21 protein-coding genes are annotated in these 22,907 nt (G+C 40.9%); 8 read left to right on the top strand and 13 right to left on the bottom strand.

Translation table 11 applies throughout. The features are described 5' to 3' along the window. Window positions 1-14 precede the first annotated feature (14 nt). From LMH66_RS15955 to LMH66_RS15940, 4 genes are all read right to left on the bottom strand, one after another. Window positions 15-1,031: an ArsJ-associated glyceraldehyde-3-phosphate dehydrogenase gene (locus tag LMH66_RS15955; protein WP_229371174.1), complete on the bottom strand. Its 1,017-nt coding sequence runs from the start codon at window positions 1,029-1,031 to the stop codon at window positions 15-17. Window positions 1,032-1,080: 49 nt separating this feature from the next. Beyond that, window positions 1,081-1,419: a metalloregulator ArsR/SmtB family transcription factor gene (locus LMH66_RS15950; protein WP_102529227.1), complete on the bottom strand. Its 339-nt coding sequence runs from the start codon at window positions 1,417-1,419 to the stop codon at window positions 1,081-1,083. 304 nt (window positions 1,420-1,723) lie between these two features. After that, a complete protein-coding gene (locus tag LMH66_RS15945) occupies window positions 1,724-3,313 on the bottom strand; it encodes a GMC family oxidoreductase (RefSeq protein ID WP_229371172.1) in 1,590 nt (529 codons plus the stop codon). Window positions 3,314-3,357: 44 nt separating this feature from the next. Next, window positions 3,358-3,858 carry a TAT leader-containing periplasmic protein gene (locus LMH66_RS15940; RefSeq protein ID WP_102529225.1) on the bottom strand — a complete coding sequence of 167 codons (501 nt, stop codon included), beginning with the start codon at window positions 3,856-3,858 and terminating at the stop codon, window positions 3,358-3,360. Window positions 3,859-4,024: 166 nt separating this feature from the next. Here LMH66_RS15940 and LMH66_RS15935 point away from each other — a divergent pair, with 166 nt between their 5' ends. The 3 genes from LMH66_RS15935 (at window position 4,025) to LMH66_RS15925 (ending at window position 6,276) form a co-directional block, all read left to right on the top strand. Beyond that, window positions 4,025-4,987 (top strand): hydrolase, encoded by a 963-nt coding sequence (locus LMH66_RS15935; protein ID WP_229371169.1) that lies wholly within the window; start codon window positions 4,025-4,027, stop codon window positions 4,985-4,987. 3 nt (window positions 4,988-4,990) lie between these two features. Continuing rightward, entirely contained in the window at window positions 4,991-5,239 is a 249-nt protein-coding gene (locus tag LMH66_RS15930; protein WP_102529223.1) for a YheU family protein, read from the top strand. 161 nt (window positions 5,240-5,400) lie between these two features. Next, complete coding sequence (locus LMH66_RS15925; RefSeq protein WP_102529222.1) at window positions 5,401-6,276, top strand: phosphoribulokinase; 876 nt, start codon at window positions 5,401-5,403, stop codon at window positions 6,274-6,276. A gap of 205 nt (window positions 6,277-6,481) precedes the next feature. Here LMH66_RS15925 and LMH66_RS15920 read toward each other — a convergent pair whose 3' ends face one another. Together LMH66_RS15920 and LMH66_RS15915 are read right to left on the bottom strand one after the other, a co-directional pair. After that, window positions 6,482-6,901 (bottom strand): hypothetical protein, encoded by a 420-nt coding sequence (locus tag LMH66_RS15920; RefSeq protein WP_229371166.1) that lies wholly within the window; start codon window positions 6,899-6,901, stop codon window positions 6,482-6,484. 193 nt (window positions 6,902-7,094) lie between these two features. After that, a complete protein-coding gene (locus LMH66_RS15915) occupies window positions 7,095-7,886 on the bottom strand; it encodes a tetratricopeptide repeat protein (protein ID WP_198589600.1) in 792 nt (263 codons plus the stop codon). Window positions 7,887-8,261: 375 nt separating this feature from the next. Between LMH66_RS15915 and crp the strand changes: the two genes are divergently transcribed. The 4 genes from crp (at window position 8,262) to LMH66_RS15895 (ending at window position 11,365) form a co-directional block, all read left to right on the top strand. After that, window positions 8,262-8,897, top strand: a complete 636-nt coding sequence (gene crp, locus LMH66_RS15910; RefSeq protein ID WP_102529220.1) for a cAMP-activated global transcriptional regulator CRP — start codon at window positions 8,262-8,264, stop codon at window positions 8,895-8,897. A 152-nt stretch (window positions 8,898-9,049) separates the two neighbouring features. Next, window positions 9,050-9,334, top strand: coding sequence for a PepSY domain-containing protein (locus LMH66_RS15905; RefSeq protein ID WP_133146652.1), 285 nt, complete (start codon window positions 9,050-9,052; stop codon window positions 9,332-9,334). After that, window positions 9,309-9,983, top strand: coding sequence for a response regulator transcription factor (locus LMH66_RS15900; protein ID WP_102529218.1), 675 nt, complete (start codon window positions 9,309-9,311; stop codon window positions 9,981-9,983). Before LMH66_RS15905 ends, LMH66_RS15900 begins: the two co-directional genes overlap by 26 nt. Further along, complete coding sequence (locus LMH66_RS15895) at window positions 9,980-11,365, top strand: ATP-binding protein (protein WP_229371164.1); 1,386 nt, start codon at window positions 9,980-9,982, stop codon at window positions 11,363-11,365. Before LMH66_RS15900 ends, LMH66_RS15895 begins: the two co-directional genes overlap by 4 nt. A gap of 147 nt (window positions 11,366-11,512) precedes the next feature. Here LMH66_RS15895 and LMH66_RS15890 read toward each other — a convergent pair whose 3' ends face one another. The 7 genes from LMH66_RS15890 to LMH66_RS15860 form a co-directional block, all read right to left on the bottom strand. Then, the gene (locus LMH66_RS15890; RefSeq protein ID WP_229371162.1) at window positions 11,513-12,313 is read right to left on the bottom strand and encodes a DUF1338 domain-containing protein; all 801 of its coding nucleotides are present in this window, start codon (window positions 12,311-12,313) and stop codon (window positions 11,513-11,515) included. A gap of 330 nt (window positions 12,314-12,643) precedes the next feature. Then, window positions 12,644-14,104, bottom strand: a complete 1,461-nt coding sequence (gene astD, locus LMH66_RS15885; RefSeq protein WP_229371160.1) for a succinylglutamate-semialdehyde dehydrogenase — start codon at window positions 14,102-14,104, stop codon at window positions 12,644-12,646. Between the two features lie 10 nt (window positions 14,105-14,114). Further along, the gene (gene astA, locus LMH66_RS15880) at window positions 14,115-15,134 is read right to left on the bottom strand and encodes an arginine N-succinyltransferase (RefSeq protein ID WP_102529214.1); all 1,020 of its coding nucleotides are present in this window, start codon (window positions 15,132-15,134) and stop codon (window positions 14,115-14,117) included. A 118-nt stretch (window positions 15,135-15,252) separates the two neighbouring features. Next, on the bottom strand, window positions 15,253-16,470 hold the full coding sequence (locus tag LMH66_RS15875) for an aspartate aminotransferase family protein (RefSeq protein ID WP_102529213.1): 1,218 nt from the start codon (window positions 16,468-16,470) through the stop codon (window positions 15,253-15,255). Window positions 16,471-16,806: 336 nt separating this feature from the next. Continuing rightward, window positions 16,807-17,949 (bottom strand): HDOD domain-containing protein, encoded by a 1,143-nt coding sequence (locus LMH66_RS15870; RefSeq protein ID WP_229371158.1) that lies wholly within the window; start codon window positions 17,947-17,949, stop codon window positions 16,807-16,809. Window positions 17,950-18,121: 172 nt separating this feature from the next. Further along, a complete protein-coding gene (locus LMH66_RS15865) occupies window positions 18,122-20,605 on the bottom strand; it encodes a S9 family peptidase (protein ID WP_229371156.1) in 2,484 nt (827 codons plus the stop codon). A 142-nt stretch (window positions 20,606-20,747) separates the two neighbouring features. Beyond that, a complete protein-coding gene (locus tag LMH66_RS15860) occupies window positions 20,748-21,320 on the bottom strand; it encodes an anthranilate synthase component II (RefSeq protein WP_229371154.1) in 573 nt (190 codons plus the stop codon). A 275-nt stretch (window positions 21,321-21,595) separates the two neighbouring features. On the opposite strand from LMH66_RS15860, the gene LMH66_RS15855 reads away from it, so the two are divergent. Then, a complete protein-coding gene (locus tag LMH66_RS15855; protein WP_102529209.1) occupies window positions 21,596-22,864 on the top strand; it encodes a hypothetical protein in 1,269 nt (422 codons plus the stop codon). The last annotated feature ends 43 nt before the right edge of the window (window positions 22,865-22,907 follow it).

Raw genomic sequence — 22,907 nt, 5'->3', positions numbered from 1 at the left:
TTAATCACATGTGACTACACGTCAGCTTTATCTTGCAAGCCCACTAAACGCATTAATTCAGCAGTACGATTTGCGTAACCCCACTCGTTGTCATACCAAACATAAAGTTTAAGTTGGGTATTATTAACAACCATGGTTGATTGCGCATCGATAACCGCTGAGCGAGGGTCTGTTTTATAATCAATCGAGACTAACGGACGCTCTTCATAACCAAGCACCCCATCAAGCTCGCCTTCTGCAGCTTGTTTAAGCAATTGGTTCACTTCAGTTTCAGTGGTGCTGCGGCTCAGTTCAAAAACACAATCTGTAATTGACGCATTTGCTAATGGCACACGAATCGCGTGACCATTTAAGCGGCCTTTCAGCTCTGGGAAAATATGCGTAATTGCTGTTGCAGATCCCGTGGTAGTAGGAATAAGGCTCATGCCACATGCTCTTGCACGGCGTAAATCCTTGTGGGGAGCATCAAGAATAGTTTGGGTATTCGTAATGTCATGAATCGTGGTCATTGAACCATGAACAATACCTAGTGACTCATGGATGACTTTAACCACAGGTGCTAAACAGTTAGTTGTGCAAGATGCTGCGGTAACAATTGGGTGAATTGATTTATCATAATCTTGATGATTCACGCCCATAACTACATTTAACACCCCGTCTTCTTTCACTGGTGCCGTCACTACAACACGCTTTACACCTTGATCAAGGTAAGCTTGCAGCTTTGCTTTGGTCTTCATCACACCTGATGCTTCAATAACAACATCACAGTTTGACCAATCAGTATCGGCAATAGCTTTATTGGCTGTGCAGACAATCTTATGACCATTAACTTCGATGGTATTATCATGCGCAACAGCTTCATGAGCCCAACGACCATGAACTGAATCAAAATTGACTAAATGAGCCAGTGTGGCTTCATCACCAGCTGGATCGTTAATTTGAACAAATTCAACGTCAGCCCAATCGAATGCAGCACGAAATGATAAACGTCCCATACGGCCAAAACCGTTAATTCCTACTTTAATTGTCATAATCTAGCCTTTCGTTTAATAAAATAAGTTAAATCAGTGTTTGAAATCACTAACAACGATTGCAGTTAGGTCTATTGACCATATCCGCTAAGCGCTTCAGATCAGCTTCAATGAATGCGGTATTGCCTGATGCGGTTTGTGTAATAACGGTTTGAGCCCATTGAGGTAATGCATCATTAAGTCGGTAGTAAACCCACTGACCTTGCCTTCTATCGGTTAACAAACCTTCTTTTCTAAGTTGAGCTAAATGGCGTGATATTTTTGGCTGACTATCATCTAGCGCAGCCATTAGCTCACAGACGCACAACTCCTGATTAAGTGAAATTAAAAGTAAACTCTTCAATCGAGTTTCATCAGCTAAGCATTTAAAAAATATGCTGGGTTGCATAGTTAACCTCTATCATCTTGGTTTGTATTCAAGGTAAATAACCAAGAAAAGTATCAAAGTTCAAAATCGTTATAGATAATGCAGCAAGAATATGCGTAAAAACAGATATACGCAAATTCATATATATGCAAAATGAAATGTTTAATAAAAATGTCATATTACTGAACATATTTTGACAAGGGGTAGCAACAAAAAACCGACTGGTTACAGTCGGTTTTATTGATTAAGCCTTCATATCATCAGTCTTTTAATCTGACTTTAGCGATTTATACTAAAAAGGTATTTATCCCAAATTAAGTGCCATTTATGTTTTGGCCGTTAAACGTTCAGCGAGTAACGTAGCATTACGCGCCACTATGCCATAAATGGATAGTTGTGGATTAGCCCCTAAACTTGTTGGGAACATCGAGCCATCCATGACTGATAAGTTTTCAAAATAATGGGATTGCCCTTCACTGTTAATCATAGATAACGTTTTATCATCACCCATAGCACAGCCTCCCATAACATGCGCAGACGCAACAATCGTCTTGAGCAAACCGATATCCATAGTGGCTATGGTTTCCTTGGCTTGCGCCCAACTAAGCTGCATACCAATACCATCATTAATCGGTAATACTTTTTTAGCTCCTGCAGCAAACTGTAATTCAGCCATAGTCGCAAAGGCACGTCTTGCGGTATCCCAAAAAGGTTGTTCCAGTGGATAATCGAGCGCAAATCCTTCGTCAGTCAGCCTAACTTGACCACCGGGGCTTTGATCAGAATAACCATCTCTTACAAGTGCTATCATCACTTGTAAGTTATTAAAGTGAGTCATAAGCTCTGCATGACTGCGACCATAACCAATCGTTTTAGATGCTATTAAAATCGGGTGAATTGGAGGCACTTCAAGTTTATAGCCCATTCCACCCGCTGCGCCATCTCGCCAAACAAATTCATCGGAATAGATAGATTGTGGTGCGCCGCTGTGACCATCAATTTGTTTATCAAAAAGACTGCCAGATAACAGCGTTGGATGTAAAAATGTTTTACCTAATAACTTATGTGGATCAGGGGTTTTAGCCCGCATTAAAATAGTCGGAGTGTGTATTGCTCCAGCGCTTAAAATATAATGCTTAGCGCTAAAAGTCAGCGTTGCTGCACTTGAACTGCCCGATTGCGCTTTAGCAGACAAGCCTTCAACTTTGTCCCCTTTATGCTTTAAATCAATTACTTTAGCATTTGAGATTAAGGTTGCACCTTGCTCTAACGCACTGGGAATTGTGGTCACTAGCATCGACTGCTTAGCATTTACTGGGCAACCCATTCCACAATAACCCGTGTTCCAGCAACCTTTCACATTACGCTTGATAACAGTGTATTCCCAGCCGAGCTTTTCACAGCCTTCTTTTAAAGCCGCGTTATTCAAATTAGGCTGAAATTGCCATTCACTGATATTCAATCTGGCTTCCATTTTCTCAAACCAAGGTTGCAGGGATTCAGTGGATAAGCCTGTAACAGATTTTTCTTTTTCCCAAAAAGCTAACGCGTTATCAGGCGTTCGAATTGAAGTGGTCCAATTAACCGTCGTCGAGCCGCCAACGCTTCGACCTTGAAAAATTCCAATACCTTTATCAGAGGTTTTCATCGCCGCAGCTTGTTGGTATAAATCAGGATAGGCGGTGCGTTCCTCCATATTGAAGTCACTTGATGACTTTAAAGGGCCACCTTCTACCATAATCACACTAAGACCTGCTTGTGCCAGGATTTCAGCAGCCGTGCCACCTCCAGCACCTGTGCCTACAATGACCACATCAGCTTCAAAGTGTTGATTTTCTGTCAATTGATTAGCATCTATATGCTGCCAACCAGCAGCTAAGCCAGTGGTAATCGGATCAATGATATTTGCAGCCATTTGTTACTCCAGAATTCATGTTAATTAGTGAAAATACAAACAGCTTAGGCATCCAAAAATGTAGGTTTAGCGTAGTGCAGACGTCCCCAATGTTCTGGGCAAGCGTAATAGCTAGAGATGATGAGTTCACGCAGCCCAATATAAGCAGTCTGCATCATCTCAAGAAAGTGATGACGCCAATGCTCCAACATTTCATTCAGTTGTTCAGGCGATCTAAGCACCAATGGCGTAATGCTGCTGGTGAGAATAAGCAGGCCAAATCTTGATTCCAGCATGGTCAGTAATTGGGTTAATTCTTGCTTTTGATCTTCAGGCAATACACTGATTGTTTGGTTAATGGCAATGATGGTCCGATTTAAAAAAGCATCACGATAGTTGGCAACTTCTGGTAATGCGCCATCCATAAATATCGGAATAAGCACACTGAATAATAAGCGATGTGTGTCATCTGGGTTATCGTTTACTTCAGGCGTATACAAACTCACACCTAAAGCGAGCGCAGCTGTTCCTGTAAACGCCCCAGTTAAAAAGGTTCTTCTTTTCATTGTTATCCCTTTTCTATTGCCTACTTCTGTACGAAAGCACGGCCACAAATCAAACACTCCCAAGTGCCACATTTGTTGCCACAAAAGCATCTATGCTAAAGTGAACTCAATCAACATTTAAACACACGTTTGAATATTAACAAACCATTGCACATAAAATACCCATATGAAAAAGACTTTTTCACCACCATGGTGGGCTGTAAGTGCCCATATTCAAACGATTTTACCCGTATTTTTCAAAGTGGACAAACCAGAAGTTTCAAGACAACGCCAAGAACTATTTGATGGTGATTTCGTTGATTTAGACTGGGTGAGTGAAGCGGTAAATGGCCAACCTATTTTGGTCATTTTGCATGGTTTAGAAGGCAGCAGTGATTCTCACTATGTGCGTCGCATGCTACAAACAGCAAAAGAACAAGGTTTATGTGCTGTGGTACATCATCACCGTAGCTGCTCTGGCGAACCAAACCGTCTAGCACGCAGTTATCACAGTGGTGATACTCAAGATATTCACTTCACCCTCACTCAGTTAAACCAACAGTTTCCTGACTCAGCGTTATACGCTGTAGGCTATAGCTTAGGGGGTAATGTACTGGCGAAATATCAAGGCGAGCAAGGTAGTGATAGTTTGCTGGACAAAACCATCATTGTTTCAGCGCCGTTATGTTTGGCCGCTTGTGCAAAAAAATTAGAAAGTGGCTTTTCTACGGTATATCAACAGCATTTAATTAAGCAGTTACAAGACAAAATGCAGGCAAAAGTTGCTGAAGCGCACTTGAGCACTGATATGCCAGTGACCGCGAAAGAAATTGCCGAATTAACAACATTCCATCTATTTGATGATAGAGTCACCGCCCCGCTACATGGCTTCAGCGATGTATATGATTACTATAATCGAGCGAGTGGTAAACCATTTTTAAAACAGGTACAAAAATCGACTTTAGTCATTCATGCTCAAGATGATCCCTTTATGACAGATGCAGTGATCCCATCCAATGAAGAATTGTCTGATCATGTCGAGTACGAACTACATCAAAACGGTGGTCATGTCGGCTTTATCTCTGGCGGTGTACCTTGGAAACCGACATTTTATTTAGAGTCTCGCATCATCCAATTTATTAAAGGCTAATTCATGCTAATCCCTTACGAGGCGTTATTACAACTGCCGCAAGAAACACTTAATAACTTGATTAAAGAGTATTTATTAACTCAAGTTGAAGATGGATCTTTTGGTCAACTTGATGATCAACAAATTGCTGCTGCCATTGAAAAGTGTAAGCACTCTCTTAAGCTAGGCGAGCTCAAAGTAGAATTTAGCGAAGAAGATGAATCAATCGCTATAAGGCATAAAGATCAAATCATTTACCCAACTGCTGAGTAGGATTAACATTGCAGCATTGACCTCAATCGATTCAGCCCGTATAAATAGAGTCTGTTTTTCTTCAAGTTTAATCATGAAAGTGTTAACGATGAGCAGAACGATAAAACACTGAACTGTCTCAGTTATTTAGCTAATTTTCACGTTTGATCTAGGTAGGATAAATGTCAACAAAACATCCCATTATTGCTGTTACTGGCTCTTCAGGAGCTGGCACAACAACAACGACAACGGCATTTACTCATATCTTCCGTCAACTGGGTATCAATGCAGCTTTTATTGAAGGTGATAGTTTTCATAACTTTACCCGTGCAGAAATGGAAGTGTTAATCCGCAAGTCTCAAGCTGAAAATCGCAATCTTAGTTATTTTGGCCCTGAAGCAAATAACTTCGTCAAACTCGAAGAGTGCTTCCAAAGCTATTCTGATACAGGCCAAGGCCAAACCCGCAGTTATTTACACACTTTTGATGAAGCGGTGCCATTTAACCAAATGCCTGGCACATTCACTCAGTGGCACCCTCTTCCTGAAAATACCGATATGCTGTATTACGAAGGATTGCATGGTGGTGTTGTTACCGAAGATGCCAATGTCGCTAAGCATGTAGACTTATTGATTGGCATGGTGCCGATTGTCAATTTAGAGTGGATCCAAAAGATCATTCGAGATACATCAGACAGGGGTCATAGCCGTGAAAAAGTCATGGGTTCGATCGTTCGCAGTATGGATGATTACATCAAACATATGACGCCACAATTCTCGCGAACTCATATTAACTTTCAACGGGTACCGACTGTAGATACCTCTAATCCATTTAGCGCCAAAGATATTCCCAGCCTAGATGAAAGCTTTGTGGTGATTCGTTTTCGCGATATCAACAATGTCGACTTCCCTTATTATCTCAGCATGATTGATGGCTCATTTATGTCTCGAGTCAATACCTTAGTGGTACCGGGTGGTAAAATGTCATTAGCAATGGAGTTAATTCTAACCCCATTGATCAAAGAGTTAATGCATAAAAAAGCCGCAGAAAACGCTTAATACTGAGTCACATTCTTACTAAATGAACGATTATTACTTATGGTTGTTTAAGCTTGTTTTAAGCCATAGGTATTATCATCTTCACTATCGGGATTTCAGGCGAAAGAACGATAGTTGATGTGCTCATGGGTGTTAATTCCCCCATCTTTATCTGTTAGCGCACTTGGGCATATCAGCAAACCTACTTTTAGCACGCTCTTCTTCGTTAGTTTAATGACACTAGCAAGGTTTTGATTTCAGCCCTTACGCTGTCCACTTGTTCAATAATTTGATTCGCTGCAGCTTCATTTTCAGGCATATTCTGCCATTGAGTCGACCATACTTGTGTTAATTGCTGCGACTGCTCAATTACAGGCTTACCAGTTAAACTACTCAAATCTTCTATCAGCCCAACTTTTACCCAGCCAACTCTTGGGCTGCCAAGCTTTAAGTCTTGATCATAATAAGCGGCATAAACCAATTGCTGCAATTGCGCTAACTCAAGTAACATTTCAAAACTCGCGGTTCTCACATTACTATTGTGTTCAGTTATTTCCATTCGCCAAACATTGTATGAAAAACCCATCAACGAAAATAATAAGCTAAAAATGACTGTTAACTGATACCACTTCAATTGTTGATTCATCAAATCACCTCAAAGCTAAATAAAACACCAAAACAAAGCCACCATGCCTATGCTTGAATGATTAAAAACTCGATTTCAATCATTCAAGCATAGGCATTAATAGTTCTTACAGAGAGATGGAATAGAAAATCTTTGAAGTAAAAACAAAAAAACGGCCAACAGGCCGTTTAAGATAGAAAGGTTTGCGTGACACTTAATCCATTAAGGGAATGACTTCTCGGTAAGCCTGACGCTGACGGTACTGCTCGAGACGCATAATAAATTCATCACTCTGTGCCACTTCCGGATCTTGCTTTAAAGCTTCAATCGCTTTTTGCTGAGTATCAACAGCTAACTCAAATTCACCCATTTCAGCATAACCTGCAGCAAGATTATCTAAGTTAGTCGGATCATTGGCATTATTTTCCAGCAACTGTAATGCTAACTCAACAGCACGTGAACCATCTCTATATTGCTCTTCAGGACAAGTGGCTAAAATCCAAGCCACATTGCCTAATGCGATACTGTCACCGACTTGATTAAACTGATCGAGTGCTTTTCCACAGTTACGTTCAACCCCATCACCACCAGCTGAATAGATAAAACCTAAACGAAAGTGAGCGCGAGGATCGCCTTGCTGCGCTAACGTCTGATACCACTGCTCAGCCACTCCAAGGTTTCTCGGTAATAATTTACCTTCAAATGATAAGTCTGCGATAGTTTGCTGAGCTTTAATATGATCTTGCATCGCCGCTTGTTCAACCCAGTACAGTCCTTGCTCTGTATCTTGGTCAACAAAGCGCCCAGCCAAGTTCATCAGGCCTAACAGGAATTGTGCATCGGCATTGCCTTCAGCAGCACGTAATTGAATGTGCACAAGTTTAGTGCCTGCTTGGGATTCTAATGAAGCAGGAATAGAAAAAGCATGAGCAGGTGTTACAGCACTGCCAAGCATAAATAACGAGCAAGCAAGCCCTAGATTTAATAGCTTTTGAGAATATTTCAAATCAACCCCTACAACTCAACTTCATTTGGTAATCGAATTAACAATAACTATCAATTAGTGGTTTTACAATAAAGGAAATGTGTTTAAGTCTGAAAATATCAGCATTAATAGCGAACTGAGAGTAAAAAAACAGTCAAAATATTGATTTAATAGTTACTTAAAGACTTGCTAAATAATTTAACGCACACTAAATTAGATTGACATAGTTATCTAATGTAGCAAAAATAAATCTTAAATTTAATAAGTTAATACTGACTTAGCCGCGTTTTTCATAATGTTAAACTCGATCTTCATCAAGGTTTTACAGCGACAAGTCACGTACAATTACTTTATTAGATAGTCCTTACTTTCATTTTATCAATCGAGGAAATAAACATGGCTCTGATTGGCAAGCCTAAACCTGATCCAACTTTGGAGTGGTTTCTTTCACACTGTCACATCCATAAATACCCAGCAAAAAGCACCTTGATACACGCAGGTGAAGAATCTGACACGCTTTACTACATCGTAAAGGGCTCGGTAGCTGTATTGATTAAAGATGAAGAAGGTAAAGAAATGATCCTTTCTTACCTTAATCAGGGTGATTTCATCGGTGAACTTGGTTTATTCGAAGAACAAGCAGAACGTACAGCTTGGGTTCGTGCAAAACAACCATGTGAAATCGCAGAGATTTCTTATAAGAAATTCAAGCAACTGATTCAGGTTAATCCTGAAATCCTAATGAAGCTTACTGCTCAAATGGCTTACCGCCTGCAAAGCACTAGCCAAAAAGTAGGTGATTTAGCATTCTTAGATGTTGCTGGACGTATTGCTCAAACTTTATTACATCTTGCTAAACAGCCAGATGCAATGACTCACCCAGATGGCATGCAAATCAAGATCACTCGTCAAGAGATTGGTCAGATTGTAGGTTGTTCGCGTGAAACTGTTGGCCGTATTTTGAAAATGCTTGAAGAACAAAGCCTTATTCAAGCTCACGGTAAAACTATAGTCGTATATGGTACTCGTTAAGTTAAGCTTCAGCTTGATTTAAGAGTAATTAATTAAAGTGATAATTAGTCAATCTGATTATCACTTTTTTTATGGGAGTCTTTCCAATGAGGCTGCTGCCAGCGCTTTTTCTCAGTCTATTTGCATACACTCTCAGCTCAACGACACATGCAATGACAAACGAGCTTCAACATGATGAAGTTCAGCGCTTGGTCACATCTGGTAGCATTCGTTCGCTTGATTATTCCCTTACTTTACTTGCACAATACTGTGAAGGTGAATTAATTGATGCCAGCCTCTATCAAGAGGATGATAAATGGCGTTATGATTTACAATTAAAGTTAAAAAAAGGGCATGTTATCCATTTATCTATCGATGCAACAAATGGAATGCCAGAGTCTACTGACCAACTACCAAGTGAATGCCAAATAAATGAAACTGCTACTCGTCGAAGATAATACCCTTTTAGTTGCTGAACTTGAGAAACAACTTAAACAAGCTGGCTATGTTACAGATGTCACTGACAAAGCTGTTGAAGCAGACTATCTAATTAAAGAAACCCAATACGACTGTGTCATTCTAGACATAGGCCTCCCTGATGGTAATGGCTTAACGCTAGTCCAGTCTTGGCGCGAAAAAGGCATCGATACTCCCGTTATCATGCTAACCGCCCGAAGTCAGTGGCATGAAAAAGTTGAAGGTTTTAATGCTGGCGCTGATGACTACCTTGGCAAACCTTTCCATGCCCAAGAGTTATTAGCACGTGTTCAAGCACTTATTCACCGTGCCCATGGCCGACTTAATACCTCATCAAAGCAATTAAGCTATGGCGGCATTACATTAGATGAAGCCGAGCAGAGAGTGCATATCGGTGAAAACCATTTTGAGTTAACCGCGATGGAGTTTAGATTGCTTAAAATCTTCCTGATGTCGCCTAAAAAGTTACTCTCAAAAGCCCAATTGACTGACAAACTATACCAATTTGATGATGAGAAAGAGTCAAATGTTGTAGAAGTTTACGTCACTCATTTACGTAAAAAACTCGGTAAAACGGCCATTGAAACTCGACGCGGCCAAGGATACATCTTTCACGGCATCGTGGAATGATATCGATCCGCAGTAAGCTAAGCTTATGGCTTAGTGCACTCATTATTATTGCGACAGTCATTGGACTCATAATGTTTGAGTCCATGCTGCGACAAGCTTTTCACGACTCTATCATCAATCGACTCGAAGAAGATTTAGAGCACATCATTCTGGCCAGTCATATTAATGCTGGCGAAATCATTATCGACCAAAATGAGCTGTCGAGCTTTTACAAACCCGCATACTCTGGGCGCTACTTTCAGTTTAATTCAGAAAGCCAAGTCATTCGTTCTCGCTCCCTTTGGGATGTGCAACTCGACATTGAACTACTTGAGCAAAACCAAACTCGCGTCTGGCAAGCCAAAGGGCCAAAAAATAATGATATGCAGTTATTATCTATTGGCTTAGGCTCCACCAGCGGTCAGAAAGTGGCAACGTTAACTGTTGCCCAAGATTTAAGTATTGGCCGGCGGGTATTTAGTGAAGTATTTGGTACTAAGCTTGCGATCAATATCGCCATGCTGCTAGCAATGATTGGCGGTATTTTTATCATTATCAGGCAATCTTTTAAGCCTGTAAAATCCATTCAGGATTCACTCGCTAAGCTTAGGCAAGGTGAAATAAACTCTCTCGAGATTAATCAGATCCCAGTAGAAATAAAGCCGTTAGCAGAAACCTATAACGAACTATTGGATTACACCGCCAATCAAATCGAGCGTAGCCGTAATAACCTGGGTAATTTAAGCCATGGTCTAAAAACACCGCTTGCTGTGATGCAGCAGCAAGTTGAAGTGCTCGGTTTATCCAATCCTGAATCTGCCGAAGCTATGCAGCAGCAACTGGATCAAATTCGCAATATGATTGAGCGTAAACTTGCCGCAGCTCGTATCACCGGCGATATGCTCCCCGCTGCACAAATGGTCATTCCAAGAGATTTCGAGGCGCTCACCAATACTTTAGATAAAGTCCACCACCATAAACAAATTGATTGCAGCGTCAATATCATTGCCAATATCAACCGACTGCCTATTCACCGTGAAGATGGGATGGAACTGTTTGGCAATCTATTAGACAATGCCTATAAGTGGGCACAATCAAATATCATTGTCGATATCGACGTCATAGCCAGTAACAGTAAAACGAGTGAGGTTAATTCAGGTCAAACTCTGACACTCACGATAGAAGATGATGGACCTGGTGTGAATGATGATCAACTCAATCAGTTAACCAATCGCGGTAAGCGTTTAGATGAGGCTGTTGTAGGCCATGGGCTTGGCTTATCCATCGTCAAAGAGATTACCGAACAGTATGGGTACAATCTGACGTTTGACCGTTCAGAGCGCTTAGGTGGGCTCAGAGTGACGATTGTATTTAACAATCCGAAAGTGATAACCAGCGTCTAATCGTCAATCTTCTATACCAGACACTAAAAGCCCTGAGTCATTTAAATAACATAAAATGACTCAGGGCTTATTCAATAAAAAGCAATAACCACAATAATCAGCTTGTTGTAGTTTCAGTTTCAGTTTCAGTTTAAATAAACCAAAACTTTAGCCTGCAGCGTTAGTGCTTTCAAAAATTTTATCAGCAGAAGCCGCAACAAAGCCTGTATACAAATTGCCATCCGTCATTGGGTATCGGCGAGCAAACTCATAAAAACAGGTTGGGATTTCTAATTCACCATCCGCAAAAGTAACCATCATTCTGTCAGCCATCGTCGAAGATTGCTCTAACAAAACTTCCGCTGAACCTTTCACTTCACCGCCTGAAGTGTTCAATTTAAAGCCGGCACTTTTCAATGCTTCATTGACTGACTCAATACGTTCAAACTCTGGCAGCGCATTGATTGATACTGTGAAATGGTTTGCGCGATAGCCAATAGCGGCAACCCAAGCTGCGTATTCACTTTCAGCTAATAGTGTTTTGTAGCTTGCAAGATCCACATTCCAATGACGACCAGAATAAAGGAAATTATCCGCTTTAGTTGCGCTCTCATCCACTTGGTTAATTAAACCATGAATAATGGCTTGCGCTTCAGGGCTAAACTCTTCAACTAATAGCTCAGAGATAAAGACTTTTGGTTGATTAGCATCAGGATGCTCAAAGTGTTTGGCGATTAATTTCTTTTGCTCAAAGTTGTAATCACCACAAGCCACATAACCAATGGACTCAAAATGTTCGGCAAGCACTGATAAGTTAACTTTAGCAATGTTAAAGGTTCTCAAAGCAATATGATCATTAATGATCGGCTCGCCGTTACTGAGTAACTTATGAATACTATCCGCTGATGGCGTCATGTTGATATAGTCTTGCCATAATGCAGCGAACAAAGTGTTTACGTCGGTATGCATAATAAAATCCTTCTTTATAAAAAAGGCAATGAGTAAGGGCCTGTTGATCTTTCAAGGTTGCTTTTGCAGCGAATTGTTGGCCATTTGTACAAGGCAGAGACTTTGAGGTGTAGTTATTCTACATAAAAAGTCAATAACGCAGTAAAAGTGGCCAACAAACGCTGCCCGAAGGGTTCGGCTAAAAACATTTTACTCTTTGTTGAATGGCTTTTGCTTAGGTGACTAGGCATCAATCCATTCGCCTCAATTAAAACGTTTTTAACTCGAACAAAATTCAACCAGAAAAGATTAACATGCCCTAGTCATTGCCTTAGCAGCTTTATTGTTATTTTAAATTGAAAGCCCTGGGCTTAAGTTTGCTGGCAAGCTAACACTGTCTGCTTCCACTGAAGCAACAGGGTAAGCACAGTAATCAGCAGCATAAAATGCGCTTGCACGATGATTACCAGAAGCGCCAACGCCACCAAATGGGGCTGAACCTGAAGCACCCGTGATTTGCTTATTCCAATTAACGATACCTGCACGAATGCGCGCTAAGAAGTAATCATAATCTTCACGGCTGTCAGCTAAGATACCTGCAGATAAGCCATAACGCGTGTTATTCGCCATATCAATCGCATTGTCAAAATCTTGGTATCTAACAAGTTGCAGTAATGGACCAAAGTATTCTTCATCTGGTAATTCAGCGATCTCAGTGACATCAATTAAACCAGGAGACACTAAGCCAGTACCCGCTTCAACATGCGTTAACTCAACTAAAGATTGACCACCAAGCGCTTGTAATTCTGCTTGTGCAGCAACCATACCTTTAGCTGCGCCCTCAGAAATCATAGAACCCATAAATGGTTGTGGCTGTGCATTCCAGCTACCGACTTTAATTTGTTTAATGGCAGCAATAAGTTGCTCAATTAATGCATCACCCGCGCTGCCTTGCTCGATATAAAGACGACGAGCACAAGTACAACGTTGACCTGAAGAGATATACGCAGACTGAATAATATCGTGAACAGCTGCTTTAGTATCTTGAACATCTTTGATGATTAATGGGTTATTACCGCCCATTTCAAGTGCTAAAATTTTGCCTGGGTGACCAGCATATTGTTGATGCAGTAAATGACCCGTACGCGAACTACCCGTAAAGAACAAACCGTCGATTTGTGGATGAGACGCTAATGCCTTGCCCGTTTCAAGCTCACCTTGAACAAGGTTAATCACCCCTTGTGGCAATCCTGCTTTATCCCAAAGCTTCAGCATTTCTTCAGCAACTTTTGGAGTCAGTTCAGACGGCTTAAATACCACAGTGTTACCAGCAAGCAATGCAGGAACAATATGGCCATTAGGTAAATGACCAGGGAAATTATAAGGACCAAATACCGCAACGACACCGTGAGGCTTATGACGCAATACTGCACGTCCAGCTGGAATATCGTTGGTTTCTGTACCAGTACGCTTATCGTGAGCTGCTGCTGATAGGCCAATTTTACCTATCATCGCGCCAACTTCTGTTGCCGTTTCCCACTGCGGCTTACCGGTTTCTTGTGCAATCACTTCAGCAAGCTCAGCTTTATGTGCTTCAAGTTCACTGCGGTATGCTTCAACGATAGCTAAACGCGCTTCATAACCCAGCATAAACCAATCAAATTGTGCTGCACGAGCAGCATCAATCGCAGTATTCACTTGAGCTGCAGTTGCAGTTTTACCACTCCAGATAACCTCACCGTTAGCTGGGTTAACTGATGTTACTTCATGGCCTTCGCCATTAGACCATTGGCCTTTAATAAATTGTGTCATTTGTTCTGTCCTAAAGTTCTAGTACGCGAATGTTATCGCCATTAGCCACTTTCAATGCTTCAGCCAACTCTGGGCTGAGCGTTACCTTGTCATGCTTATCCGACACCTTCACTTTGGCCGCTGTCGCGCGATAATCCGCTAACAAAGTATTGGCAATAATATATTGGTGGTCTGCATGAGGCATTTTTCCGATGGTTACAGTGAGCTCTCTGCTCAGCTGAACTGAGCGAATATCATTTAATGCACACTCTACAGTTGGGCCACCATCAAAAATATCGACGTAGTTTCTAAATTTAAAGCCTTCAGCTTGAAGCAATTTCAATGCTGGCTTGGTGTTGCGATGCACTTCACCGATCACTTTTTGCGCTTTTTTAGGTAAAAGGCACACATGAATTGGACTTCGCGGCATCATTTCAGCCATAAAAGCTTTCTTACCTAAACCTGAGAGATAATCAGCTTCAACAAAATCAATGCCAAGGAAATGATCTTGTAACCATTCATAAAAAGGCGAGTCGCCCTTTTCATCGCTAACGCCACGCATTTCGGCAATGACCGTGCTGCCAAAACGTTGCTCATGTTGCGCTAAAAATAAGAAGCGTGAACGTGAAAGCATGCGGCCGTTATAGCCACGACGATAATCTTTATTCAAAAATAAAGTACACAACTCTGCCGCACCAGTGTAGTCATGGCACAAGGTCAGGGTTTCAACTTCATTACGAACTGAGATTTGTTTTGAATGATAAACTTCAGTACCTAAACGGTAATGATAAAAGGCATCTTCCATTCCAACAGCGGCTTCGATACCACAGGTACCGACAACTTCATTGGTTTTCAGATCTTCAAGCACCATCAAATAACCTTCATCAAAAGGCTTTTCAACTTGCTTGGAAAAAGAGGCTTCTGCACGAGCGATTTTCGATCGCAATAGCTCTTCGTTGACAGGCAGAGATGTAAACCCATGTCCTGACTCAACAGCTACCTTGTATAGAGCATCGTAATCACTGGCGCGAATTGGTCGAATGATTAGCATCAAACTCTCCTAAAATAACACCTATAAAGCCAGTATTTATGCCTTCAGGCTTAAATACTTAACCTCATTGGTTACCCAAACAAAAAAGCGCAACCCAATGGTTGCGCAATTTTATCAATTAACCTGCAACTACTTTAGCTACAGCACGTTCAAAACGCGCTAAACCTTCAGCAATATCGGCTTCTGGGATCACAAGAGAAGGAGCAAAACGCACTACGTTAGCACCAGCAATCAGGCTCATTAAACCTTCTGCAACTGACGCAACAAGGAAGTCACGACTACGACCAGCGTATTGTTCATTCAGGACAGCACCTAACAACATGCCTTGGCCGCGTACTTCTTCAAATACATTATATTTAGCATTAATTGCCGCTAAACCATCACGGAATAATTGCTCGCGATGCTTAACACCGTTAAGTACTTCAGGTGTATTAACGACATCCATTACAGCGTTACCAATAGCACACGCTAGTGGGTTACCACCATAAGTAGAACCGTGAGTACCAATTTTTAAATGTGCTGCAATTTTAGCAGTAGTCAGCATTGCTGCGATGGGGAAACCGCCACCTAATGCTTTAGCACTGGTTAAAATATCAGGTACGATATCTGTGCCCATGTATGCGAATAGCTCACCAGTACGGCCAACACCTGTTTGTACTTCATCAAAAATAACTAATGCGTCATGCTTATCAGCTAAAGCACGAACCGCTTTAAGGAATTCTGGGTCACCATTGATAATTCCGCCTTCGCCTTGAAGCGGCTCAAGCATAATGGCACATGTATTATCTGAGATGACAGCTTCAAGTGCAGCAATATCATTGAATGGTACGTGAGTAACACTTTGTGGCTTAGGACCGAAACCATCAGAATAAGCCGCTTGGCCACCAACAGTAACAGTAAAGAAAGTACGACCGTGGAAGGCTTTATCAAATGCAATGATCTGATCTTTTTGTGGACCGTGATTTTCTAGTGCATAACGACGAGCTAGTTTCAGCGCAGCTTCGTTAGCTTCTGCGCCAGAGTTAGCAAAATAAACACGTTCAGCAAAAGTGGCATTAACTAACTTAGTCGCCAACTCAAGTGCTGGTTCGTTAGTCATTACATTTGAAAGATGCCAAAGTTTTTCGCCTTGTTCTTTAAGCGCGCCAACTAGAGCAGGATGACAATGACCTAAACAGTTCACTGCAATACCACCAGCAAAGTCAATAAACTCGTTACCTTGTTGATCCCAAACTCGGCTACCTTCACCGCGAACAGGAATTACTGCTGCAGGCGCATAATTAGGCACCATAACTTCATCAAATTGGGCACGTGTTAAGTTCATTTCAACGCTCATTACTTTTCGTCCTTTGGTTATTAAGTGATTTAAAAATCACTCTAGTCCGCTGTCTGTATTGGTTTTGGTTTAGTATCGCAGCGGTTGCTTGTCTAACTTGAAGGTCATTATTAGCTAAAATGTGATCAAAATACCAGTTTTTAGCTGTTAACTATTCATTACTGAAATGATTAGTGAATAAAGAGTGATAAAAATGCGCATACAAAGTACTTATATTGCTATATTTGAGCATAAATAGTCATAAAAAAAGTTATTTGAACTCGATTTACTTAGCTATTCATCAAATATGCATAATTAGACAAGTCAATTTAGTCAATCACAGTCCCATTACTGTGATTACACTAAATCCAATTTGCGGTAGTTTTGCCCTTTCAGCCTGATAAGTTCCTGCTCAGTAAATTCATAATAATCAAACATCACACGCTTTTCTTGCGGATCAATTAGGCGAGATTCTTCTAACAATAACACTTTCGCGAAGCAACTCGCTTTCGCGACGATGGCACTTTCAGCAGAGAACTCGCTAAAGTGGTAATTAAAATCGAGCTCTTTTAGTATTTTTGTCAGCTTACTGTTTTCAAATTCAAGTAAATCCAGCATTTGCCAATTTAACTGCTCACCATGAGACATTACCTTGCTAAAGACTTCATTTGCAGGAAACTCAGATGCCATCACGGCATCGTAGAGATTCTTATCTCCTTTAGCACTCGTTTCTCGCAGCCAAGTGCCCCAGGTTTTCTCAAACTGCCTTGCGCTAGCATTCAAGATAGTCGCACTGCCTAATTGCTTCATGAGCGACGCGCTGTAAACCAGCGCCGCATCTTTCTCATGCAATACTGCTAGGGCTTTGGCTGCAATTGCAGTCATCATGCTATATCGCCATAGCTTTCTGGTGGTCCAGACTAGATTAGCATTACCAGAAGGCAACCAATTACGTAGGCAAAAGTAAGGTATTACCGCTTGTAAGTTTTCAATGCCAATATAATTAAGGACTAACTTAATATCAGTGACTTTAACTTCCGATCGCTGAGGTCTTCTATGGCTTGATGCTGGGCTATTAATTAAATTGACTAAATCGGTATACAACCAGGAGATGTTTTCGACTAAGGGGCGGATACGACGAAGATCAGGGTCTTTATTCAATAGTAAATCAAGTAGTAAGACTTGTGACTCAGCTAGACCAGATTGTTCCAGCATTTGTTTAGGTGAGCTAATTTGATGCTCTAGGGCATTCATCACTGTGATGGTCAGCTGCTCAGAAATACGCTTAAGCACATGCTGAGCTTTTGCTTGCTCTTCCATGCGCGCCTTAATGGCTTTACGCTCGACTTCTAATTTATTGGCATCATCCTCAAGCTGTTTATCGCGATCATCAAACTGCTGGGTCAGCTTTTCTTTCCCTACAATAAGTTGTTTATATAATCGATTTTCAACTTCGATGACTTTTCCTGGTCTGACTCCACCTGCTACCGACACTGCCACTACTGCAAACCTTTAACCTTGATACATGTTGGTGATAATAAAGGATATCGGCCGCTTTATGTATCAATTGAGCGTAATAATCAAAAAAGAAAGACATAAAAAAGGCTTCCAATAGGAAGCCCTTTTAAGGTGAAGCGCTTCATGCATGGCATAAAGTGCTAATTTTCAATATTTACTTAAGCTCTTGCTCAAATAGTTTGTATATACGACGGTATTCATCTAACCAACTTGATGGTTGTCTAAAGCCATGCGGTTCAACTGGGTAAATCGCCGTCTCAAACATTGGTTTTTCAAGTTCAATTAAACGTTGTACTAAACGTACACTGTCTTGGAAGAAAACATTATCATCCAGCACACCACTCATGATCAGCAGCGGCTTTTCTAAACCTTGAGCATGCTCAATTGGCGAGCTACGCTCATAAGCGATAGGGTCGACATCTGGCGTATTAAGAATATTCGAAGTGTAAGGTGCATTATAATGTGCCCAGTCCGTCACTGGACGTAATGCTGCGCCAGCTTGGAATAACTCTGGCTCATTAAATAATGCCATGAAGGTTAAGAACCCGCCGTAAGAACCACCATAGGTACCCACTTTAGCAGTATCGACATTGGTGTGTTTTGCCATCCAGCTAACACCGTCTTTTAAATCTTCAACTTCAGGGTGTCCCATATTACGGTACACAGCGGTGCGCCAGTCACGCCCGTAACCCTTAGAACCACGATAATCCATGTCCATTACCACATAACCTTGCTGTGTCAGCAGGTTATGGAACATAAACTCACGGAAGTAACCAGAGAAACCATTATGGGCATTTTGTAAATAACCAGCACCATGATTAAAGATGACCGCAGGGTATTTATCAGCATTAGCAGCATCGTAGCCTTGAGGCAAATACACTCTGGCATAAATATCTTTAGCACCATGAGTTGAAGGAACTTTGACGACTTGCGGCGCTTGCCAAGCATAATTGCTAAATGCTTTGCTGGTGTATTGAGTTAATTGTTTAAGCTCGCCACCTATTGGCTGTATGTATAGCTCATTTGGGTTTACAGCTGTAGAAGCTGTCAGTAACAATGATTGACCGTCTGGGCTTAGTTTGTAATCTAAAGTGCCTGTCCACTCGGTTAATTGTTCAGTCTTACCAGTTGCAATCTCTACACGGTAGACATTGTAAGTGCCAGGATGGTCTTTATTCGCACGGTAATATAAATGGCTTGCATCTGGTGATAATGTTACTTGATCAACGACATACTCGCCTTTAGTTAAAGCGGTAGTTTTATCATCTGCTTTGACATATAACTGAGAGAATCCAGATTCTTCAGACAAGTAATAAAACTTATCTTCACCGGTCACCCAGCCAAACTGGTTAAAAGTATAGTTAATCCAAGCATCATCATGTAAACGATGTTCAGTCTCAAGCTTGCCAGACTGTAGATCGACACTTGCGATCCAACGATCTTTGTTATCATGGGCTTCCATCATTACAAGCAATTTATTGTCAGTGTCATGCCATTGAATGGCACTTTGACCCCAGCCCCAGTCTTGCATTAACTGCAGAACACGCGGCTCAGGCTTACTTGTGTAACTTTCGCCTTTGGCTTTAGCATTTTCTGCTTTAACTGATGCCAATACATCTTCATCAAAGCCAGTTAAACCTTCAATCGTGATGTCTTTTTTTACATGCTCAACTAGGTCAAGTAATACTAACCTTTCGCCTGGATAGTTGTCTTCTGCCACTCTTGCTCTTGCAGGTACAGCGTCTACATAACCATCTTTACCTAGGTAGTTAGGCATGATGTCATGTTCAGCTCGCCAGCTATAATTTTTATCTGATAAAGCGACAACAAGATAACGACCATCAGCAGATAAACTCATTTCATCGACAGTTTCACTGTCACCTAAGTACCAGGTTTTAGGTGCAAATGTCGGATCTTGTGCTGCTAATTCTTCTGCGTATTCTGCTCGAGATTTATTCTTGTCATGCTGTAGTGCAACATAAGCAATTAGACGGTGTTGCTGTTTAGCAATATATGACTCAGGATCTTTAACGCCCGCAGGCGCTTTAGCCATTTGAATATCAACAAGTTGCTCAGTCATACCTGTGTCTAAATGTAATTTGAACACACTGTTACCTTGCATATAAGCAAGATCGCCTGAGTTTAAAAACTTAACGTCATCAATCGCATTATTTTGACGAGTTAATTGTTTAATCTCACCGGAGTTAAGTTGTTTAACAAAGATATTTCCTTTGTAAATATAGGCTTTTTGAGACTTGTCAGTATTAAACACACCACGTTTTTGATCTGCTAAATGCAACTGGTTAAGTTTAAGAATCGTAGCTTGAGACTGATTGATGCCTTGTTGGTATACATCCGCAATCGCAGATTGATGCTCTTGGCGACTAAAATAAACTGACTGGCTATCGTCAGACCAATAAGCATTCTTAGCTAACAATCCCATCCAATCAGGATTAGCCATAATTTGATTCAAGGTCAATGCTTGCTCAGCTTGCGGTGGCATAGCGAATGGCACTACCACACTGGCTGATTGATTAGATACGGTTGGAGAGTCATTGTTGCTTGCTGTAGCGCTGCAACCTGAAATTATTGCGAGAGAAAGCGCACTCAATGCGGCATTTCGCAGTAGCCTGGTCATATTAAATCCCTTGTCATCAAAGATGAATGATATATTCTCGCCTAAACGTTAAAAAGTTTGGCAAGTACTTTTATTATTGGCCTTTTATATCACAAATAATGACAATGTTTGTGGGGATTTATCGCTTAAGTTGTAACAGAAGTTAGCATCGAGTCAGAAAATTATTCAATAGTTCATGACCTTGCTCAGTCAATATCGCTTCTGGATGAAATTGCACACCATAAATTGGCAGAGTTTTATGACTCATTGCCATGATTTCTCGTCCATGAATGGGATCATCAAACCAGGCATCTAATTGAAACGCTTCAGGCAAAGATTCAACTAGCAGAGAATGGTAACGCGTGACAGTTAATGGCTGATTTAATTGCTGAAATAAACCTAATTCGTTATGGGTTATTGCGCTCGTTTTACCATGCATGACCCGTTGCGCTTTTATCACGTTAGCCCCAAATACCTGTGCAATCGCTTGGTGACCTAAGCACACGCCCAATAATGGTACTTTACCCGCAAAATGCGCAATGGCAGCAAGTGATATACCCGACTCGTCTGGAGAACACGGACCAGGCGAAATAACCAGATGACTTGGATTAAGCGCTTCAATTTCACTGAGAGTAATTTGATCATTTCTTTTAACCACGACTTCATAACCTAAGCGCTGAAAATACTGCACTAAGTTAAAGGTAAATGAATCATAATTATCAATCATTAACAGCATTAAACATCCCAACTTCAAGGTAAAAATTTGCACGAGTGTGGTCTTGTGAACTCATCGGTTTGCAAAAGATTCCAAACTCAAACCATTATAAAGTTGATTAATAATCAACAGTCACTCTGTAGATAACCAACCAAAGGGTACAAGCCGCGGATAATATCATAGCTTAGTAGCCCACTTAAATTTTTAGCACTCTGTATGATTTATTTCAGCTGTAACGTTTCGTTGCTAGGGTATAATACGGCTCAATTTACTTTATTTGTCTTCTGGGTTTCAACATGCACAGCCACAAACAACAAATCGACAATACCAGCTTATATTTCATAGGTGATGTCTATGGCCGCTTAGATAAATTGAATGACTTACTCACTGAAATTGATTTTGATATTGAAGATCCTGAATCAAGCATTCAATTCGTGAAACTGGTGTTTTGTGGAAACTTAATTGCTGCAAATGAAGCTGAAAATATAGAGCACATTGCATTATTGTCATTTGTAAAAGAGTTAGTAGATAAAGGCCATGCTTTTTGCTTGTTGGGTAGCAACGAATTTGAAGCAATAGGATGGAGTAAGCATCACCCCATTACGGATACGCCCTACTTACCTAATGGTTCTACTGAAACCAATAAGTTAACACCGCTATTCTTAAAAGAATTCGCTCAAGGTGATGAGCAGTTGTTCCAGTGGATTGACTGGTTTATGGCATTACCGATTTATCTCGATTTTGATCATATTCGGGCAATACATGCATGTTGGGACGAATCCGTTATAAGCCAACTTAACCCTTATCTATGTTTATTAACTCAAGAGTCTACATCTACGATAAACACTGATTCAGAAAAAGGCAGTAAAAATGCTTTGTCTCAACAGTTTTGGCCTGCTGCATTTGATGAGACACATCCGTTATCAGCAATGATGACTTCGTGTCTCAACTATACTGTTCTGGAATTAATTGAACACCATCCACACCATCAATTATCGACACCTGTCGTAATTGGCCATTACCCTCAAGACAGTTTCCCTGACATTCAAAATGAGCATTTAGTTTGTGTTAACTACAACGCAGCGGTAGGCGATTATCCGTTAGTTAGCTTTGCTTGGCATCAAGGCCGTAAAAAGTCGATTGAGGTAAGCGCCTCTGAGAGTGCTAAATTAAGTTTAGGTGAGTTTTGTTTCATCGATCAGCCCTCAGCAGAAGAACATATTGCTGACGGAGTTGAAAACTTGCTAGCAGGCTTAGTGGAATTATTGCCAAAAACTGAAATCAGTCACACAAAATCAGAGCAATTAAAATCACATGTGGCTGATTGCATCTGCGCAGATTGGGATCCATTAGATCTAAAACAACACATGCATAATCATCATGCTTATCGTCAATTAATCGAACCAATTGCTTTGCTTGCACTCGCTCAAGATTCTGAACAACTTTGTGCCTATTTGGCCATAGTCGCACGTTATCAATTAGAAACTGACAATGACAATCTAGAGAACCGCAGCTTAAAAGTCGCGTTTAAATTGACTCGGTTGGCAAAAGCTTATCTCGACTAAATTAATGGTTTACTTCAACAATCATTTTTAGTGAGACAGAAAT

Origin of the sequence: Shewanella sp. 10N.7, from assembly GCF_020806285.1 — a bacterium.
Lineage (GTDB): Bacteria > Pseudomonadota > Gammaproteobacteria > Enterobacterales > Shewanellaceae > Shewanella > Shewanella electrodiphila.
The sequence above is the reverse complement of the archived record's forward strand: the minus strand, read 5'-3'. Positions and strand labels throughout refer to the sequence as shown.

Excerpts from the sequence above, each read along its gene's own strand:
- LMH66_RS15955 (WP_229371174.1), bottom strand. The coding sequence starts at position 1,031 with ATGACAATTAAAGTAGGAATTAACGGTTTTGGCCGTATGGGACGTTTA.
- LMH66_RS15950 (WP_102529227.1), bottom strand. The coding sequence starts at position 1,419 with ATGCAACCCAGCATATTTTTTAAATGCTTAGCTGATGAAACTCGATTG.
- LMH66_RS15945 (WP_229371172.1), bottom strand. The coding sequence starts at position 3,313 with ATGGCTGCAAATATCATTGATCCGATTACCACTGGCTTAGCTGCTGGT.
- LMH66_RS15940 (WP_102529225.1), bottom strand. The coding sequence starts at position 3,858 with ATGAAAAGAAGAACCTTTTTAACTGGGGCGTTTACAGGAACAGCTGCG.
- LMH66_RS15935 (WP_229371169.1), top strand. The coding sequence starts at position 4,025 with ATGAAAAAGACTTTTTCACCACCATGGTGGGCTGTAAGTGCCCATATT.
- LMH66_RS15930 (WP_102529223.1), top strand. The coding sequence starts at position 4,991 with ATGCTAATCCCTTACGAGGCGTTATTACAACTGCCGCAAGAAACACTT.
- LMH66_RS15925 (WP_102529222.1), top strand. The coding sequence starts at position 5,401 with ATGTCAACAAAACATCCCATTATTGCTGTTACTGGCTCTTCAGGAGCT.
- LMH66_RS15920 (WP_229371166.1), bottom strand. The coding sequence starts at position 6,901 with ATGAATCAACAATTGAAGTGGTATCAGTTAACAGTCATTTTTAGCTTA.
- crp (WP_102529220.1), top strand. The coding sequence starts at position 8,262 with ATGGCTCTGATTGGCAAGCCTAAACCTGATCCAACTTTGGAGTGGTTT.
- LMH66_RS15905 (WP_133146652.1), top strand. The coding sequence starts at position 9,050 with ATGACAAACGAGCTTCAACATGATGAAGTTCAGCGCTTGGTCACATCT.
- LMH66_RS15900 (WP_102529218.1), top strand. The coding sequence starts at position 9,309 with ATGAAACTGCTACTCGTCGAAGATAATACCCTTTTAGTTGCTGAACTT.
- LMH66_RS15895 (WP_229371164.1), top strand. The coding sequence starts at position 9,980 with ATGATATCGATCCGCAGTAAGCTAAGCTTATGGCTTAGTGCACTCATT.
- LMH66_RS15890 (WP_229371162.1), bottom strand. The coding sequence starts at position 12,313 with ATGCATACCGACGTAAACACTTTGTTCGCTGCATTATGGCAAGACTAT.
- astD (WP_229371160.1), bottom strand. The coding sequence starts at position 14,104 with ATGACACAATTTATTAAAGGCCAATGGTCTAATGGCGAAGGCCATGAA.
- astA (WP_102529214.1), bottom strand. The coding sequence starts at position 15,134 with ATGCTAATCATTCGACCAATTCGCGCCAGTGATTACGATGCTCTATAC.
- LMH66_RS15875 (WP_102529213.1), bottom strand. The coding sequence starts at position 16,470 with ATGAGCGTTGAAATGAACTTAACACGTGCCCAATTTGATGAAGTTATG.
- LMH66_RS15865 (WP_229371156.1), bottom strand. The coding sequence starts at position 20,605 with ATGACCAGGCTACTGCGAAATGCCGCATTGAGTGCGCTTTCTCTCGCA.
- LMH66_RS15860 (WP_229371154.1), bottom strand. The coding sequence starts at position 21,320 with ATGCTGTTAATGATTGATAATTATGATTCATTTACCTTTAACTTAGTG.
- LMH66_RS15855 (WP_102529209.1), top strand. The coding sequence starts at position 21,596 with ATGCACAGCCACAAACAACAAATCGACAATACCAGCTTATATTTCATA.